The sequence below is a fragment of the Marinitoga sp. 38H-ov genome, assembly GCF_011057715.1.
In the GTDB taxonomy this organism is placed as follows: domain Bacteria; phylum Thermotogota; class Thermotogae; order Petrotogales; family Petrotogaceae; genus Marinitoga.
On record NZ_LNGH01000006.1, the window covers coordinates 61,399 to 78,157 of the forward strand.

At 26.5% G+C, this 16,759-nt stretch carries 17 protein-coding genes; all 17 read left to right on the top strand.

Going from position 1 to position 16,759, the window contains the following annotated elements; translation table 11 throughout:
• The 17 genes from hpt to trmB all read left to right on the top strand — a co-directional run bounded on the left by hpt (nt 1) and on the right by trmB (nt 16,611).
• Nucleotides 1-531 (top strand): hypoxanthine phosphoribosyltransferase, encoded by a 531-nt coding sequence (gene hpt / locus AS160_RS01835; RefSeq protein WP_165144281.1) that lies wholly within the window; start codon nt 1-3, stop codon nt 529-531.
• Nucleotides 532-582: 51 nt separating this feature from the next.
• Complete coding sequence (locus tag AS160_RS01840) at nt 583-1,416, top strand: purine-nucleoside phosphorylase (protein WP_165144282.1); 834 nt, start codon at nt 583-585, stop codon at nt 1,414-1,416.
• Nucleotides 1,417-1,442: 26 nt separating this feature from the next.
• Nucleotides 1,443-2,384 carry a lytic transglycosylase domain-containing protein gene (locus tag AS160_RS01845; RefSeq protein WP_206528034.1) on the top strand — a complete coding sequence of 314 codons (942 nt, stop codon included), beginning with the start codon at nt 1,443-1,445 and terminating at the stop codon, nt 2,382-2,384.
• A 9-nt stretch (nt 2,385-2,393) separates the two neighbouring features.
• Nucleotides 2,394-3,944 carry a flagellar basal-body MS-ring/collar protein FliF gene (gene fliF / locus AS160_RS01850; RefSeq protein ID WP_165144284.1) on the top strand — a complete coding sequence of 517 codons (1,551 nt, stop codon included), beginning with the start codon at nt 2,394-2,396 and terminating at the stop codon, nt 3,942-3,944.
• Between the two features lie 24 nt (nt 3,945-3,968).
• A complete protein-coding gene (gene fliG / locus AS160_RS01855) occupies nt 3,969-4,982 on the top strand; it encodes a flagellar motor switch protein FliG (RefSeq protein WP_165144285.1) in 1,014 nt (337 codons plus the stop codon).
• Entirely contained in the window at nt 4,975-5,658 is a 684-nt protein-coding gene (locus AS160_RS01860; protein WP_165144286.1) for a hypothetical protein, read from the top strand. The genes fliG and AS160_RS01860 overlap by 8 nt, the downstream gene beginning before the upstream one ends.
• Nucleotides 5,648-6,976, top strand: coding sequence for a flagellar protein export ATPase FliI (fliI, locus tag AS160_RS01865; RefSeq protein ID WP_165144287.1), 1,329 nt, complete (start codon nt 5,648-5,650; stop codon nt 6,974-6,976). Before AS160_RS01860 ends, fliI begins: the two co-directional genes overlap by 11 nt.
• Before the next feature lie 131 nt (nt 6,977-7,107).
• Nucleotides 7,108-8,409 (top strand): sugar ABC transporter permease, encoded by a 1,302-nt coding sequence (locus tag AS160_RS01870; protein WP_165144313.1) that lies wholly within the window; start codon nt 7,108-7,110, stop codon nt 8,407-8,409.
• A gap of 12 nt (nt 8,410-8,421) precedes the next feature.
• Nucleotides 8,422-10,635 (top strand): carbohydrate ABC transporter permease, encoded by a 2,214-nt coding sequence (locus tag AS160_RS11200; RefSeq protein WP_206528036.1) that lies wholly within the window; start codon nt 8,422-8,424, stop codon nt 10,633-10,635.
• Between the two features lies 1 nt (nt 10,636).
• On the top strand, nt 10,637-10,978 hold the full coding sequence (locus tag AS160_RS01880) for a hypothetical protein (protein WP_165144288.1): 342 nt from the start codon (nt 10,637-10,639) through the stop codon (nt 10,976-10,978).
• Nucleotides 10,905-11,666 carry a class I SAM-dependent methyltransferase gene (locus AS160_RS01885; protein WP_165144289.1) on the top strand — a complete coding sequence of 254 codons (762 nt, stop codon included), beginning with the start codon at nt 10,905-10,907 and terminating at the stop codon, nt 11,664-11,666. The genes AS160_RS01880 and AS160_RS01885 overlap by 74 nt, the downstream gene beginning before the upstream one ends.
• Nucleotides 11,663-12,553, top strand: coding sequence for a tRNA (adenosine(37)-N6)-dimethylallyltransferase MiaA (gene miaA / locus AS160_RS01890; RefSeq protein ID WP_165144290.1), 891 nt, complete (start codon nt 11,663-11,665; stop codon nt 12,551-12,553). The genes AS160_RS01885 and miaA overlap by 4 nt, the downstream gene beginning before the upstream one ends.
• 13 nt (nt 12,554-12,566) lie before the next feature.
• A complete protein-coding gene (hfq, locus tag AS160_RS01895; protein ID WP_165144291.1) occupies nt 12,567-12,803 on the top strand; it encodes an RNA chaperone Hfq in 237 nt (78 codons plus the stop codon).
• Nucleotides 12,804-12,936: 133 nt separating this feature from the next.
• A complete protein-coding gene (locus AS160_RS01900) occupies nt 12,937-13,926 on the top strand; it encodes a M23 family metallopeptidase (protein ID WP_165144292.1) in 990 nt (329 codons plus the stop codon).
• 171 nt (nt 13,927-14,097) lie between these two features.
• A complete protein-coding gene (gene metK / locus AS160_RS01905; RefSeq protein WP_165144293.1) occupies nt 14,098-15,294 on the top strand; it encodes a methionine adenosyltransferase in 1,197 nt (398 codons plus the stop codon).
• Between the two features lie 34 nt (nt 15,295-15,328).
• Entirely contained in the window at nt 15,329-15,607 is a 279-nt protein-coding gene (gene rpsT / locus AS160_RS01910; protein ID WP_165144294.1) for a 30S ribosomal protein S20, read from the top strand.
• 56 nt (nt 15,608-15,663) lie between these two features.
• On the top strand, nt 15,664-16,611 hold the full coding sequence (gene trmB, locus AS160_RS01915; protein ID WP_165144295.1) for a tRNA (guanosine(46)-N7)-methyltransferase TrmB: 948 nt from the start codon (nt 15,664-15,666) through the stop codon (nt 16,609-16,611).
• Nucleotides 16,612-16,759: the final 148 nt, after the last annotated feature.

Here is a 16,759-nt window from a genome sequence, read left to right on the forward strand (position 1 = left end):
ATGGATATTGATCCAAAAAAATTAAATGTTTTATTAACAGAAGAAGAAATACTAGAAAAAGCTAAAGAATTAGGAAAACAAATTACGGAATATTATAAAGATGTGGATGATGAAATTATTGCAGTTTGTGCATTAAAAGGTTCTGTTCACTTTTTTTCTGATTTAGTTAAAAATATAGATCATGATATGAAATATTATTTTGTTAGAGTATCCAGTTATCACGGTGGAACATCTTCAACAGGTTCTATAACAGTAAATAGTTGGACAAATGAACCTTTAGAAGGAAAACACGTTCTCCTTATTGAAGATATTGTGGACACGGGAAACACTATTAAATTTTTAATTAATGAATTAAAAAAACAAAATCCTGCTTCAATTAAATTAACTTCTTTACTTATTAAAAATGCTCACGATCATGGTATTCACGTTGACTTTCCAGGTTTTGTGATAGATAATTATTTTGTCATAGGTTATGGTTTGGATTATGATGAAAAATATAGAAACTTACCTTTTATTGGATACGTGGAATAGAATTTTTGTGGTATAATTTAATTATAAAACGGTTTAACAGGAGGGGTTTTTATGAACTTTGATATTAAGCAATATGTTAATAATGTTAGAGAAGCTGCTGAATATATTAAAGGAAAGATTAATAAAAAACCTGAAATAGCTATAGTTTTAGGTTCTGGACTTCATAGTATAGCTGATAAATTAGAAAATGCATTAAGTATTTCTTATACAGAAATTCCAAATTTTCCAGTATCAACAGCTCCAGGTCATAAAGGAGAATTAATGTTTGGAGAAATTTCTGGTAAAAATGTTATGCTAATGAATGGTAGATTTCATTATTACGAAGGTTATACAATGAAAGAGGTTACATTCCCTATTAGAGTTATGCAAGAGTTGGGTATAAAAATATTAATTGTTACTAACGCTGCTGGTGGAATGAACCCTAATTTTGAAGTTGGTAACCCTTGTATAATTACTGATCAAATTAATTTTATGGGAGATAATCCTTTAATTGGTCCAAATTGTGAAGAATGGGGACCTAGATTCCCTGATATGAGCGAACCATATGATAAAAAGTTAACTGAAAAAGCTATTTCTGTTGCTAAAAAAATAGGTATTCCTGTATATACAGGTGTATATCTTGGAATTACAGGACCTACATTTGAAACACCAGCTGAATTGAAAATGATGAGAAATTTTGGAGCTGATTTAGTTGGTATGTCAACTGTTCCTGAGGTTATAGTTGCTAATCATGCAGGTATAAAAGTTTTAGGTTTTTCTGCTGTAACAGATAAGGCTGTACCTGAAGAATTAAAGCCAGTAACCGCTGAAGAGGTAATAGAAATCGCTAATAGAACTGGTGAAAAAATAGCTAATATTATTTTAGCATTATTAGGTGAAATTTAGTGAAAAGGTTTTTTTTTCTAGTTTTTTTGTTTATTTCATTTAATATATTTGCTACAGATATATACAATAAGATATTCTATAAACCAGGATTGCACATGGAGTTGTATACAGACTCCATGTTTTTGAACTTTGAATATGTCTTTTTATCAAAATATTCATACATGAATTCTTCTGATTTATTAAAATATGTATGGGCACAAGATAGAACATTAATTGGCGGTCAAATGTATGTTGAATCAAATTATTATACTCATGCTATATCTTCTAGTAATGCTATAGGATTATTACAATTAAAACCTATAGTTGCTAATGATTTAGGAATAGACAATTTGTTTGATCCAATTGATAATGTAACAGGTGCAACCATATATCATTCATATTTAAATAAAATTTTGCAATCTGAAAAATCTCAAATTGCAGCATATTATCAAGGTCCAAATTCAGTATTAAAAAACGGTATTAATTCTGACGGTTTAAATTATTATAATAAGGTGAAAAAGGCTCAAAAAAATTATAAAAATACACAAATTTATTCCCCTATGTTGTTTGGAATCAAAGGTAATGTTTCACAAAATTATTTGAATTTAAATACATTTACAGGTTTAGCGTATAAAACCTTTGAATTTTATTCTACACAAAATATAGAATTAATAAAAAGTAATATTACCAAATTTAATTTTAATTTTGGATTATTGTATTTTCCAAAATCCAATTTTGCATTAGGTACATCAACAGATAATAGCTTTTTTCTAAGAACTGGTTATCCTTGGAATCAAAATATTGTTTCTATAAATAATTTAAAAACTTTAGATTCTTTTTATTTAAATCTTGAAAATAAAAATGGATTATGGTTAAAGTTATATATTAATGAGTTTTTTAATATCATTACTGGTTTTTCCGTTTATGATATTAAATTTGGTGTATTATTCAATTCAAATTTTAGAATTGGTGTATATATGAGCCTTTAGGGGGTTGTTATGAATATTTTTCAAGTTATTAAAGATTATTGGGATAATTTTTCCACAAATCAAAAAATTATATATTCTATATTAATAGGAACATTTATATTACTATTAATTCTTCTAATATTTTTAAACTTAAGACCTAATTATCAGGTCTTAATAAGTGGTGTTGATGAACAACAAGGTGGAAAAATTATTTCAAAATTAGAAGAATTAAATATTCAGTATAAAGTTGGACCTGGTGGATCAATACAAGTACCAGAGAAATATAATAAATATGAATTATGGATGAAATTAGCTCTTAATGGAGTTTTAGGAACTCAAGTTCAAGGATATGAATTGCTTCAAAATCAAGGATTTGGTGCAACTAGCTATGATAAGCAAGTTAATTATCAAATTGCTCTTGAAGGTGAGTTATCAAAAACAATTTCAACAATGCAAGGTATACAATATGCTAGAGTGCATATTGTAATGCCAACAAGAACATATTATACACCTGCTGATCAATCTAAACCCTCAGCTTCTGTATTATTATTTTTAGAACCAGGAGCTACTATAGATACTTCACAGGTAAAAGCTATTATGGATTTTGTTGCAGGTGCTGTTCAAAATTTAGAACCTAATGATGTTAAGGTTGTTGATAATAATTCTAGAAATCTTAGTGCTCAGGTTATTTCAGAAGGAAATATTGCTGATGCTGCTACAAAATTTGATTTAAAAAGAAAAATTGAAGAATATTATACAGAAAAAATTGAAAATAATTTACAAAGAGTTTTTGGTGTTGGTGCTATTGTTGTTATTCCTGAAGTGGATTTAAACTGGCAAAAAATAGAAGAAGAATCTAAAAAAGTTCAACCTGTAAATAAAACAAGTGGGATAATTGTTAGTCAACAAAATGAAAGCGAGGAACGTTCTTCAAGTTCTGGTACATCAAGTATTCCTGGTACAGATTCAAATATTCCACCATATACAACTCAAACATCAGATAATCAAGGAAACGACTTATATAAAACGTCTAAAAGCATTATTAATTATGATTTTAATGAAATATATCAAAAGGTTACAGAAGATAAAAATGGTGAAATATCAACAAAATCTATTACAGTATTTATTGATTTAGATAAATCTCCTATACCAGAAAATGAGACAACTAAAGAACAAATTAGAAGCGCTATATCTACGGCTACTGGAGCAACACCTAATAATATAAATATATTATTTACTAAGTTTAATAAAGATTTAGAAGTTGAATATCAAAAGATTATTGAGCAAAATAAAAAAACTAAAACTATCACTGTTATAACTATAATTTCTGTATTATTAATTATTATATTAACCTTAATCGTACTTGCTGTACTAAATGTTAACAAGAAAAGAAAGGCTCAAAAAGTATTATCAGAAAGAAAGAAAAAACTTGAAGAAGCTGCAACTAGAGTTATTGAAGAATTAGAACCTGAAACTGTTGAAATATCTGAAGAACAAAAGGTTTTTGAAAAACTTTCTAATGTTGTTGATAAAAGTATTGATGATGTAATTGAAATATTAAAGTATTGGATTAATCAATAGATTAATCAATAATGAGGTGATATAATGCCTGATAATAATTCTGTAAAATCAGGATTAAGAAAAGCTGCTATTTTGGTAGTTTTGGTTGGACCCGAAAGAGCTTCAAAGTTATTAAAAGAATTAAATGAAGAAGAAGTTGAAATGCTAACATTAGAAGTTGCTAATTTAGGAAAAATTACAGATCAAGAAAAAAATGAGGTATTAAATGAATTTTTTGAATTAATGAAAGTCAAAGAATTCATTAAAGAGGGTGGCGTTGATTATGCTAAAAAATTACTTGAAGAAGCATTTGGCCCTGAACAAGCAATTAAAATCATTGAAAATCTTGTTACTAATTTACAAGTTAAACCATTTGATTTCTTAAAAAGAATTGATATTACTCAAATAACCAATGTATTACAAAATGAACATCCTCAAACAGTGGCTTTGGTTTTATGTTATTTACCTCCATCAGCTGCAGCACAAGTTATTGCCGGTTTACCTGAAGACCTGCAAGTTGATGTTATTAAAAGAATCTCTATTATGGATAGGGCTACACCTGATGTTGTTAAAGAGGTAGAAAGTCGTATGAAAGATAGATTATCATCATTTGCTGCTCAACCATTTAGTCAAGTTGGTGGAATTGAGACAACAGCTGAAATTATGAATAATATTGATAGAACAGTTTCTAAAAATATTTTTGATAGATTATCTGAATCTGATCCTAAATTATCTGAAGAAATTAGAAAGAAAATGTTTGTATTTGAAGATATTCTTAAACTTGATGATAGAACAATTCAAAGAATACTTAGAGAAGTTGATACTCGTGACTTAACCTTATCTTTAAAAGGTGCTTCTGAAGAATTAAAGAATAAAATATTATCTAATATGTCACAAAGAGCTAGTCAAATGATTCAAGAAGAATTAGAGTTTATGGGTCCAGTAAGATTAAAAGATGTTGATGAAGCACAGCAAAGGATAGTAGCTGTTATAAGAAAACTTGAAGAAACTGGTGAAATTATTATTGCCGGTGGAGGAGGAGAAGAATTAATTGTTTAATAAACGTATTATAAAAGGTCAATATGTTGTTTTTGAATCTCCTGAAGAAGTTAAAGAATTAGAAAAAAATATTTCTGAAGATTTAGCACAAAAAATCATTGAAGAAGCTGAATTAAAGGCTAAGGAAATTATTGAAAAGGCAAATGAAGAAGCTGAAAATATAATCAACCAAGCACATTTAGCATATGCTGAAGAAATAGAAAAAGCTAGAAAAGAAGGTCAAGAATTAGCTCAAAAAGATATAAATAATTTGATTGAACAATATTCTGTTCAATTTAATATGATGTTGGAAAATTTTAATAATTCTATTAACTTAGAAATTTACAATACAAGAATTCTATTGTTTAATATATTAAAATTGTTAGTTAGAAAATTTTTAAATATTGAAATTTTTTCTTCTCCAAAATGGGTTGAGAATTCATTAAATAAAATATTAGAAAGATTTTCTAATTTTGACTATATTAAAATTCATGTTAGCTCTAATATTATGAAAGATTTTCCTGATATATTAGAAAAATTTAAGTCTGTTGATAATATTGAAATTTTAGAAGATATTACCTTACCAGACTTCTCTATAACCGTTAAAACTAATATGGGTAATGTTGCTATAAATAAGGAAGATATATTGGAACAAATAAATAAAATAATAGAGGAAGAATTAAAAGATGTTGAATAATTATAATGATATATTTAATAATATCAGCAAAAAAATTGAAGATATAGATTTATTCACTTTAGAAGGTACTGTAGATAGAATTACAGGCGTTGTTATAGAATCCAAGGGACCAGATGTGTCCCTTGGTGATTTGTGTGCTATATATTTAAAAGATGGGAATATTTCATTATGTGAGGTTGTTGGATTTGTAGAAAATAAAGTATTATTAATGCCATTTGAAGATGTACATGGATTATATGTTGGAGCTAAAGTAAAAAAACTAAATAGAAAAGTTTCTATTGGGATTTCACAAAATTTATTAGGTAGAATATTAGATGGAATTGGTAGGCCTTTAGATGGAAAGCCATTATATACTGATAAATACAGATCAATATATTCACCACCTCCAAATCCATTAATTAGAAATAAAATAGAAGAACCATTACCAGTTGGTGTAAAAGCTATTGATGGATTAATTACCCTTGGAAAAGGTCAAAGAATAGGTATTTTTGCAGGTAGTGGTGTTGGTAAAAGTACATTGCTCGGTATGATTGCAAGAAATACATCAGCTGATATAAATGTTATTTCATTAATAGGAGAACGAGGTAGAGAAGTTAGAGAATTTATTGAAAGAGATTTAGGCGAAGAAGGGCTTAAACGATCTGTAGTTATAGTTTCTACCTCTGATCAACCAGCTTTAATGAGAACAAAAGCTTTACTTAGTGCTACAACTATTGCTGAATTTTTTAGAGATATGGGATATAATGTAATGTTAATGGTTGATTCTTTGACTAGATGGGCTATGGCACAAAGAGAAATAGGTCTATCAATTGGAGAGCCTCCTGCTACAAGAGGTTATACACCTAGTGTTTTTGCAGAATTGCCTAAAATATTAGAAAGGGCTGGTAATTCTGATAAGGGGAGTATAACTGCTATCTATACTGTTCTTGTTGAAGGTGATGATTTTAATGAACCTATATCAGATACAGTTAGAGGAATAGTTGATGGTCATATTATATTATCAAGAAGATTAGCTGAGTCATCACATTATCCTGCTATTGATGTTTTAGCTAGCATTAGTAGATTAATGTCATCAGTGGTTTCTTCTGAACATTTAGACGCCGCATATACTGTAAGAGATATTATGGCTACATATAATGATGCAAAGGATTTAATTGAAGTTGGTGCATATAAAGAGGGAACTAATAAGAAAATTGATATAGCAAAAAGAGAAATTAATAATATTAATTCTTTTTTAAAGCAATCTGTGTTTGAAAATCCTTCATTTGATGAAATTATTAAACAATTAATTGATTTATCGAAAAAAATGACTAATTGATTTTTAGTGAATAAATATGGTAAAATTAGTGTTAAAAAATTTTTTATCTATAGATTGGAGGAGATTATATGCCAGCTGAGATTCTTATTCCTTTAATTGGAATAGGTATTGCTTTAATTTTAACTCTTTTTATGAAATTTAGTAAATACTTTCTTTCTCCACATGCTTGGAGAAGAACAAGAGAAAGTATTACTGGATATTTGTATATTTTACCTTCTATGATGGTTTTATCTATTTTTGTTTTTTGGCCAATTATATATTCTTTTATTTTAAGTTTCTTTAAATGGGATTTTAAAAATCAGGCAAATCCTCAATTTATCGGTCTTGAAAACTATACTAGTTTATTTAAATTAAAACATCCTGTTGATATTAATTTTGATGTAGCGTTTTTAGGAACATTTTTTATAGTTTTCTTTGTGGCATTTTTAATAAATACACTTTTAGACTTAAATAGGATTAAAGATAAAAAAGTTAAAAATCTATTTGTTATAAATACAATTATTGGTTTAATTTCTTTTATTTTCTGGAATAATATACCTTATACTTTACAATGGATATTATTCATATGGTTAGCATTTTCATATGTAGTTATAGCAGCCATGAAAAAAGTAGAAGGAACTCCTGATAAATTACTATTAAGACTTATTTTATTTATTAGTATATATATTGTAGGTTTTAATGTTATAAAAATACCAGAAATTATAACATTTTTGAGTGTGGCTAAAGAAGAAGCAGACTTCTTAAAAGCAATATGGAACACTAGTTATTATGTATTATTATCTATGCCAATTACTATATTTTTATCTTTAATTATAGCATTATTATTCTATCAAGAAATAAAGGGTAAGGTTATATTTAGAACAATATACTTTATACCATTTGTTACTAGTGTTGTTGCTGTTTCATTAGTTTGGCAATGGATTTTCAATGATAATGGTTTATTAAATTATATTTTATCTTTCTTTGGAGTTGAAAAAGTACTATGGTTAAAAGATGAAAAATGGACTATTCCAACTATTGCTATTATTTCTATATGGAAATTAGTTGGATATTATTCAATTATTTTCTTAGCTGGTCTTCAAAATATTGATAAAAGTTATTATGAAGCTGCCGAAGTTGACGGCGCTACAAGTTGGCAAAAATTTGCATATATAACATGGCCATTATTATCTCCAACAACATTCTTTATACTAATAGTTTCAATGATTGGTGCATTTAAAGTATTCTCTGAAATTTTTGTTCTTTATTCAGGACTCCCTGGGCCATACAATAATAGCGGTTTGACAGTAGTATATTATGTATTTGAAAAATTCTATGGCGAACAAAGAATGGGACAAGCTAGTGCTGCAGCTTATGTATTATTTGGTATTATCCTAATATTTACTTTTATACAGTTTATATCAGGAAAAAATCGCGTACATTACGATTCTTAAGGGGGTCTAAATATGTCTTGGAATAAATTTGCTAATACAATGGGACTTTTAATTGTATATTTATTAGTTATAGGTGGAGCTATTATAATGGTTATGCCATTTGCTTGGATGGTTGTTACTTCATTAAAAACTGGTGGAGAAATTGCACAATGGCCACCTAAATGGACATCAAAAAATTTTAAATCTGAAATCTCTGTATTTTTAAAAAATGCTCCTTCTACATCTATTGGAAGTCAAGGTAGCTTAAGTTTAGTTGAATTTAGAGCTTCTAATACTGGTGATGAATATAATAATTTTAAAAAAGTTTTAAGTATAGAAGATGATAAGGTTAGACGTGGAGAAGTAACTTTAAAGTTTTCAAAACTTAATTATGCTAATAATGATAATTTAGAAAATATAATTAATAATTTAAAAGAATTTAGTGTTAATTATGCTCTAATACCAGAAATATCTAATGAGATTTCTTCATTAGATGTTTCACCAGAAAGTTTTGAAAATTTTTATTTTAAATTATATTCTACATCAAATGGTTTGTTTAAAAAATCACAAATATTAAAAAATTTAAATAAAGAATTGCAGGGATCTGTAAAATATATAGATAATTTTATTTCAAAATCATTAGATAGATTACCTTATTTAAAAATCAAGGATAACGATAATTCTGTTGTAAGACAAGAAAAAGAAAATAAAAAAGAAGAATTAAAATCATATTTAGAAAATTTAAAAATTATTATTATTGATCTTATTAGTTTAGTTGATAATTATTCACGTGGAACTGGTATTATTTCAAATAATGAAATTAATGATATATTAGAAAAAATTGATTCTATCGATTTCAAATTATTTACTGATATGTATTTAAGAAATGTAAATAGAATATTGGAAAAAAACATTTATAACCCTATAATATATAATAAGAATACATTGATTTTCAAAACTTTCTTTGATGATAATTTTGAAAAAATTCAAACAAATAATTCAAATACAAAAATTGTAAAGTTTAATATTCCAACTAAAGATGAAATGAAAGAAAACTTTTTAAATGCTTTAAATAATTCAAATATTCCACAAGAATTTAAAGATTTCATTGATACAAATGCTGATATATTAGATATCAAAGATAATTTTATACTAGGTATAGAACATCATTATAATGATATGGTTTTAGATAAATTAAATATTTCATCTGAAGATTTATCTAGAGCTTTAATGATTATTCGTTCTTTAACTAAATATAATGATTTAAGTAATATATCAAATTATTTAAATACTTTCGATTCTGAATTTGTAAATGAGAAAAATTTAAATTTAGATAATTTAAGAGAATTAACTGTTTTAAGAAAAGAATATAATGAAATTATAGATCAATTTAATAACTTATATTCAGATTCCATTTCTATGGTTAATATTATTGAAGCACCAGATATTGTTGATAAGATATATTATAGGAATTACTCAACTATAGAAATTTATTTCAAAGATATATATGCAATATGGTTTGTTGATGAAGTTCCTGAAATGACAGCTAAATTTACTCCTAAACAAATTTTTGCTAATGTTTTTCAAAATTATGTTGATGCTTGGAATGCAGCTCCATTTTCAAAATATTATATAAATACAGTATTTATGGCTACATCTACAACAATTTTAGAAATTATTTTTGCTGCAATGGCAGCGTTTGCCTTTGCAAAATTAGAATTTTGGGGTAAAAACTTTATTTTCACATTATTCTTAGCTACTATGATGGTTCCTGGTGAAGTTATGTTAGTTCCTAACTTCATTACTATTAGTAAATTTAAATGGTTAGATACATATTATGCTTTAATTATTCCTTGGGTTGTTAGTGTTTTTGCTATATTCCTATTAAGGCAACAATTTATGACAATACCTAATGACTTATGGGATGCTGCTAAAATTGATGGTAGTAGTAGTTGGAGATTCTTATGGACTGTTATGGTTCCTTTGAGTAAGCCTGCTTTAATTACCGGTGCATTATTAAAATTTGTCGGTAGTTGGAATGCATTCTTATGGGTATTAATTGTTACTAAATCACCAGAAATGAGAACCTTAGCTGTTGGATTACAAACATTTACCACAGAGTCTGGTACAATGTATAATTTATTAATGGCAGCTTCTACATTCTCAATAATACCAATTATTATTCTATTTATTTTCATGCAAAAATACTTTGTTGCAGGTATTGCAAGATCGGGTTTAAAAGGATAATATGGAAAGAAAAAAATTTGTTGTTGGAAAGAAAAAAAAGAAAAAACGTATTAATATTGGAAAAATCTTTATATATTTTGCTATAATATTTGTGATAATATATTTTGGCATTCAAATGATAAGAATGCTATATATATATTCACAATTATCAAATGAATATAAAAAAACACAAACTGAATTTGAGCAATTAAAAGAAAAATTAAATTCATTAGAAAAAGAACGCGATATGATAAAAAAAATGTTAGAAGAAAAGGGTGTGACTATAGAAAATGGAAAAATTAATTATAACTACGTCCCACAAACCATCGAAGGAACAACTAATTCGAGCGAAACATCTCGCTGATGAATATGGTTTAATATATAAAAATAGAAGACATTTACATACAGACAATATATATTTTGTTGTTGAAAAGAATTTAACTGTTAAAGTAAAGAAGGATGATTTTGAATTTTTCTTTCATCCTTCTATTGTAAAAATACGTATGAAAAATTATATTTCAGATAAAAAAGATTATCTTTTAAGTAATATGAATTTAAAAGGAAATGAAACCGTTTTAGATTTAACCTTTGGTCTTGGTAGCGAAGCACTATTAATAGCTTCACAATTAAAAGATGGTAAATTAATAGGATTAGAAGGGGCTTTTCCTATATACTTTGTTGTTAAAGAAAGTATAAATTATTATCCATATAAAATAAAATGGTTGAAAGAAACTGCTAAAAAAATAGAAATTTTAAATGATAATTACAAAAGATTTATTAGAAAACAAAAAGATAAAAGTTATGATATTATATATTGTGATCCTATGTTTGAAAATCCTGTATTTGAGTCTTCTGCTTTAAATCCATTGAGAAAATTTGCAGTATATGATTCTCTAGAAATTTCTGATATTGAAGAAATGAAAAGAGTTGCTAAAGAAAAGGTTATTATTAAAGCTCATGTAAAAGATTCAATATGGGATAAATATAAATTTGATAAAATTGATGGAAGTAAAAATTCTGGTGTATTCTATGGGGTGATTTATTTAAAATGAAAATTCCAGTAATACTAGGTCCTACTGCTGTAGGAAAAACTGGTATATTAACTGAATTAGGAAATGAATACGAAGTTGTATCTTGTGATTCCAGACAAATATATAAATATATGAATATTGGAACTGCTAAACCAACAAATGAAGAACAACAAAAAATAAAACATCATCTTATTGATTTTGTTGAACCTGATCAATATTATAATGCATATATGTATAGACTTGATGCTTTAAAAGCTATAGAAGATATATTAAATAGAGGAAAAATACCAATTATTTCTGGTGGTACAGGATTGTATTTTGATGCAGTTTATAAGGGGTTTTTTGAATCACCTAGTTCTTTAACTTTAAGAAGTTATTTAAGAAAACTAGAAAATTCTCAACCAGGTATAATACGAGAAATATTAAAAGATGTAGATCCTGAAAGTTATTTAAGAATACACCAAAATGATTTAAAAAGAAGTATTAGAGCTTTGGAAATATATATTGTTTCTGGAAAAAGAATGTCTGATTTAATTAAAAATCACAAAATTGAATCAAAATATGATTTTAATATTATTATTTTGGATAGAGATAGAACTGAATTACATGAAAGAATTAATTTAAGAGTTGAAAAAATGATTTCTGATGGTTTAATTGATGAAGTAAAAAATTTAATAGATATGGGTTATAACAAAAACTTAAATTCTTTGAATACTATTGGATATATTGAAGTATTAGAATATATAGAGGGAAAGTATGACTATGAAAAAATGATTCATTTAATAAAAAGAAATACAAGAAGATATGCCAGAAGGCAAATTATATATTTTAGAGGATATGAAAATGCAACGTGGATTAATTTAACTAATACTTCAAATCCTGTTGAAATTATTAAATCTTTAATTTAAGGGGGAGTTAGGAATGGCAGAAAAATTTAATTTGCAAGAAAGATTTTTGAACTTATTAAGAACAAATAAGATTGAGTGTAAGATTTACTTTGAAGGTGGTTTCCAAACAACTGGTTTTATTAAATCTTTTGATAATTTCACAATTTTATTAGAAAAAAAAGGGCAACAATCATTAGTATATAAGCACGCTATAAAAATGATTGTTCCTGCTAAATATGTAAAAATCTTCCAACAAGAAAATCAAAATTAATTTATAAATAAAATAATGTGTCTTTCTTCCAGAAGATTTACTCTTCTGGAATTTATATTATAAAACAATATTTTTATTATTATATAAAATTTTTTGATATATAAAATTATTTGAATCTTTTGGGAGGTATTATATGAAAAAAATAATTGTTTTATCTTTAATCCTTTTAAGTTTTATTTTTGTTTTTTCTCAAAGATTTTTACCACCTATAGACTCATATCTAACATCTTCTTTTGGAGAATATAGAGATACCGGAGATAAACCACATTTTCATTTAGGTATAGATTTTTCATCTTATTCTAGAGTAGGATATCCTGTTGTTTCAGCAGCAGATGGATATGTATATAAAATATGGTTAAATGAAGAGATATATGGAAATACACTTTTTATCTATCATCCAGATTATGATTTAATTACTGTTTATGCACATTTAAGTTCTTTTAAAGGTTTGGTTGATGAAATTGCAAACTCAGTTTCAAAAGAAATTGGTAATTCCTTTGCAGAAATAAAATTCCCTGAAGGTGAAATAAGAGTTTCAAAAGGTGACGAAATAGCACTTTCTGGAAAATCAGGAGAAGCTGATGTTCCACATATTCATTTTGAGGTTAGAGAAATTAAAAAATCTGGAAATGAAGAAATTGAAATTGTTAGAGATGCTTTAGAATTTGTTGATTATATTGAAATGAGACCTAGAGTATTAGAAGCATTGGAAATTAGATCAAATAATAGAACATTTAATTTATTAGAAGATCAAGTAATTGAAATACCTTTTTCAACTTTACCAAAATTAGAAGTTAAAGCTGATGAAAAAATAGGAAATAACACAAAAATAATACCTAGAAAAATTTCTTTACGTGTAAATGATGAATTAGTATATGAAATTGAATTCGATGCAATTAGAGCTGATGAAATATATTCACCAAATTCTGTGTTTGGTTATGGTTCTAATATTTTCACATATTGGTTAAAATTGTATTCATCATCTTTTATAACTCCAATAAAGGTTAATAGATGGAATGAAATTGCCTTTACATTAAAGAATAGAAATCCAGCCGAACTAATTTTAGAAGATATTTGGGGTACAGTAAAAGTATATAAATTTATTTTAGTAAAAGAAATGTAACTTAAAATACAATAGATTTTATTTTAAAATTAATTTTTTAGATGTGTATTGATTTATATTTTTGGTATAATAATAACTTGGACATCTAATTTTGAATGTCGATATGTTTTAAGCAGTAATGTTAAATAATTTTGAATTAAAATATAAAAAATATAAAGGAGGAAAAGAACGTTGAAAAAGAGACTTTTCACTAGTGAAAGTGTTACAGAAGGACATCCAGATAAAGTAGCAGACCAAGTTTCCGATGCTATATTAGATGCATTATTGGAAAAAGATCCATTTTCAAGAGTTGCTGTTGAAACATTAGTAACTACTGGTATAGCTATGGTAGCTGGTGAAATTTCAACAAAAGCTTATGTTGATATACCAAAAATTGTTAGAGAAACAATATTAGAAATTGGATATACAAGAGCTAAATACGGTTTTGATGGTGAAACTTCAGGTGTTTTAGTATCTATTGATGAACAATCACCTGATATTGCTATGGGTGTTGATAAGGCATTAGAAGCAAAAATTGGTGAAATTAAAGATGATGATCCATATGAAAAAATTGGTGCTGGTGACCAAGGTATTATGTTTGGTTATGCTACAAATGAAACTCCTGAAATGATGCCTTTACCTATTGTTTTGGCTCATAAATTGGCATATAGATTAGCAGAAGTTAGAAAAAATGGAACTTTAGAATTTTTAAGACCTGATGGTAAAACACAAGTAACTGTAGAATATGATGAAAATGGAAAACCTATTGAAGTAGAAACAGTTTTAATTTCTACACAACATGAACCTGATGTAACTATAGATGAAATTAGAGAAGCTTTAATAGAACACGTTATTAAACCAATTATTCCAGAAGAATATTTAACTGATAATACAAGAATATTAGTTAACCCTACTGGAAGATTTGTATTAGGTGGTCCTCATGCTGATACTGGTTTAACTGGTAGAAAAATTATAGTTGACACATACGGTGGATGGGTACCACACGGAGGAGGAGCTTTCTCTGGTAAAGATCCAACAAAAGTTGATAGATCAGCTCATTATATGGCTAGATACGTTGCTAAAAATATTGTAGCTGCTGGATTAGCTGATGAAGTAATGATTCAATTAGGTTATGCTATCGGTGTTGCAAAACCTGTATCAATTTTAATTGATACAAAAGGTACAGCTAAAGTTGATGAAGATAAATTATATAAAGTAGTGACAGAAATGTTTGACTTTAGACCAGGTGCAATTATTAAAAACTTAGATTTATTAAAACCAATTTATAAAAAGACTGCAGCTTATGGTCATTTCGGAAGAACAGATATTGACTTACCATGGGAAAGAACTGATAAGGTTAATGAATTAAGAGCTGCTTTTGGATTATAATATAATAAAATAAATATAAAGGGAGGAATTTAAAGTGCCAAATATAAAATCTGCTAAAAAAAGAGTAAGACAAACTGCTAAAAGAAGATTAAGAAACAAAAGTTATAAAACTAGAGTAAAAAATTCTATTAAAAAAGTATTAGTAGCTATTGAATCAAAAGAAGAAAAAGAAACAATAAATGAATTATTAAGAAATGCATTTTCTGTAATTGATAAAGCTGCTAAAAAAGGTGTTATTCACAAAAATAATGCAGATAGAAAGAAATCTAGATTAACAAAAAGAGTTAAAGAATACTTAGGCGAAGAAGCTTAAATAAAATTCCCGGCAAAAGCCGGGAATTTTTAAATTAATGTTTAAGGAGGAGTTTTATGCATGATAAAATAGGGGTATTAAAATATTTTTTAAAACCCCAAAATTTTGATAGTTATCCTTTAAAATGGAATGAGATTTTTGGAAATAAAAGAAAAATATATGTTGAAATAGGTTTTGGTAGTGGAGAATACATGGCTGCTCTTGCAAAAGAAAATCCAGATATAAATTTTGTAGGTTTTGAAACTTCTCTTACAGCATTATATAAAGCACAAGTTAATTTCTATAATAATAATGTAAACAACGCAAGAGTTATTCAAGGTGATGCGAGATTATTAATAAGAGAATTGTTTCCATCAAATTCTATATCAAAATTAATAGTAAATTTTCCTTGTCCTTGGCCAAAAGAAAGACATAAAAATAGAAGAATATTTATAGAATCATTTATTAAAACCTTAGCTGATGTTTTAAAAAAAGGTGGAACTATTGAATTAGCTACAGATGTTGATTGGTATGCTCAAGAAGTTTATGAAACTTTTAATAATTCCGAATTTTTTGAAGCACAAGAAGTTATAGAAAACTTTAATAGACCAGTTAAAACCAAATATGAATTAAAATGGGATAAAGAAGGAAGAAATAAATATTTGTTTATTGCAAAAAAAGTTAAAGATTATAAAGTTAAAAGAGTTTTGGAAGGAGTGAGCGAATTGCCACATAAATCAATAAAAAATGTTGATATTGAAAAATTAAAATCTTTAAAGGATCAACATATAAAAAATGAAAATTTATCATTCACTGTAAGTTCTATATATGAAGATTTATCAAATGATAGATATTTGTTAAAGGTTGTTTCTACAGATGATGATTTTATGCAACAATATTATGTGTCTATATATAAAAAAACAAATGATTGGCTCGTAAAATTAGACTCAACTACAATACCATATAGAACACCTTCTGTTAAATATACAGTTTATAAAATAGCGGAGTTAGTGGAAAGTGATTAATTCATATTGCGGTTTTGATTAATGTCCTATATATATTGCTACAATAAATAATGATTTTGAACTAAAAAAAGAAATTATAAAAAAATACAATACTTCAGATAATCCTCTTACTATTGAGGACATAAATTGTTTAGGATGCACAAATAAA

Bases quoted from the DNA above. Each gene is read 5' to 3' on its own strand.
- hpt (WP_165144281.1), top strand. From the start codon at position 1: ATGGATATTGATCCAAAAAAATTAAATGTTTTATTAACAGAAGAAGAA.
- AS160_RS01840 (WP_165144282.1), top strand. From the start codon at position 583: ATGAACTTTGATATTAAGCAATATGTTAATAATGTTAGAGAAGCTGCT.
- fliF (WP_165144284.1), top strand. From the start codon at position 2,394: ATGAATATTTTTCAAGTTATTAAAGATTATTGGGATAATTTTTCCACA.
- fliG (WP_165144285.1), top strand. From the start codon at position 3,969: ATGCCTGATAATAATTCTGTAAAATCAGGATTAAGAAAAGCTGCTATT.
- fliI (WP_165144287.1), top strand. From the start codon at position 5,648: ATGTTGAATAATTATAATGATATATTTAATAATATCAGCAAAAAAATT.
- AS160_RS01870 (WP_165144313.1), top strand. From the start codon at position 7,108: ATGAAATTTAGTAAATACTTTCTTTCTCCACATGCTTGGAGAAGAACA.
- AS160_RS11200 (WP_206528036.1), top strand. From the start codon at position 8,422: ATGTCTTGGAATAAATTTGCTAATACAATGGGACTTTTAATTGTATAT.
- AS160_RS01880 (WP_165144288.1), top strand. From the start codon at position 10,637: ATGGAAAGAAAAAAATTTGTTGTTGGAAAGAAAAAAAAGAAAAAACGT.
- AS160_RS01885 (WP_165144289.1), top strand. From the start codon at position 10,905: ATGGAAAAATTAATTATAACTACGTCCCACAAACCATCGAAGGAACAA.
- miaA (WP_165144290.1), top strand. From the start codon at position 11,663: ATGAAAATTCCAGTAATACTAGGTCCTACTGCTGTAGGAAAAACTGGT.
- hfq (WP_165144291.1), top strand. From the start codon at position 12,567: ATGGCAGAAAAATTTAATTTGCAAGAAAGATTTTTGAACTTATTAAGA.
- AS160_RS01900 (WP_165144292.1), top strand. From the start codon at position 12,937: ATGAAAAAAATAATTGTTTTATCTTTAATCCTTTTAAGTTTTATTTTT.
- trmB (WP_165144295.1), top strand. From the start codon at position 15,664: ATGCATGATAAAATAGGGGTATTAAAATATTTTTTAAAACCCCAAAAT.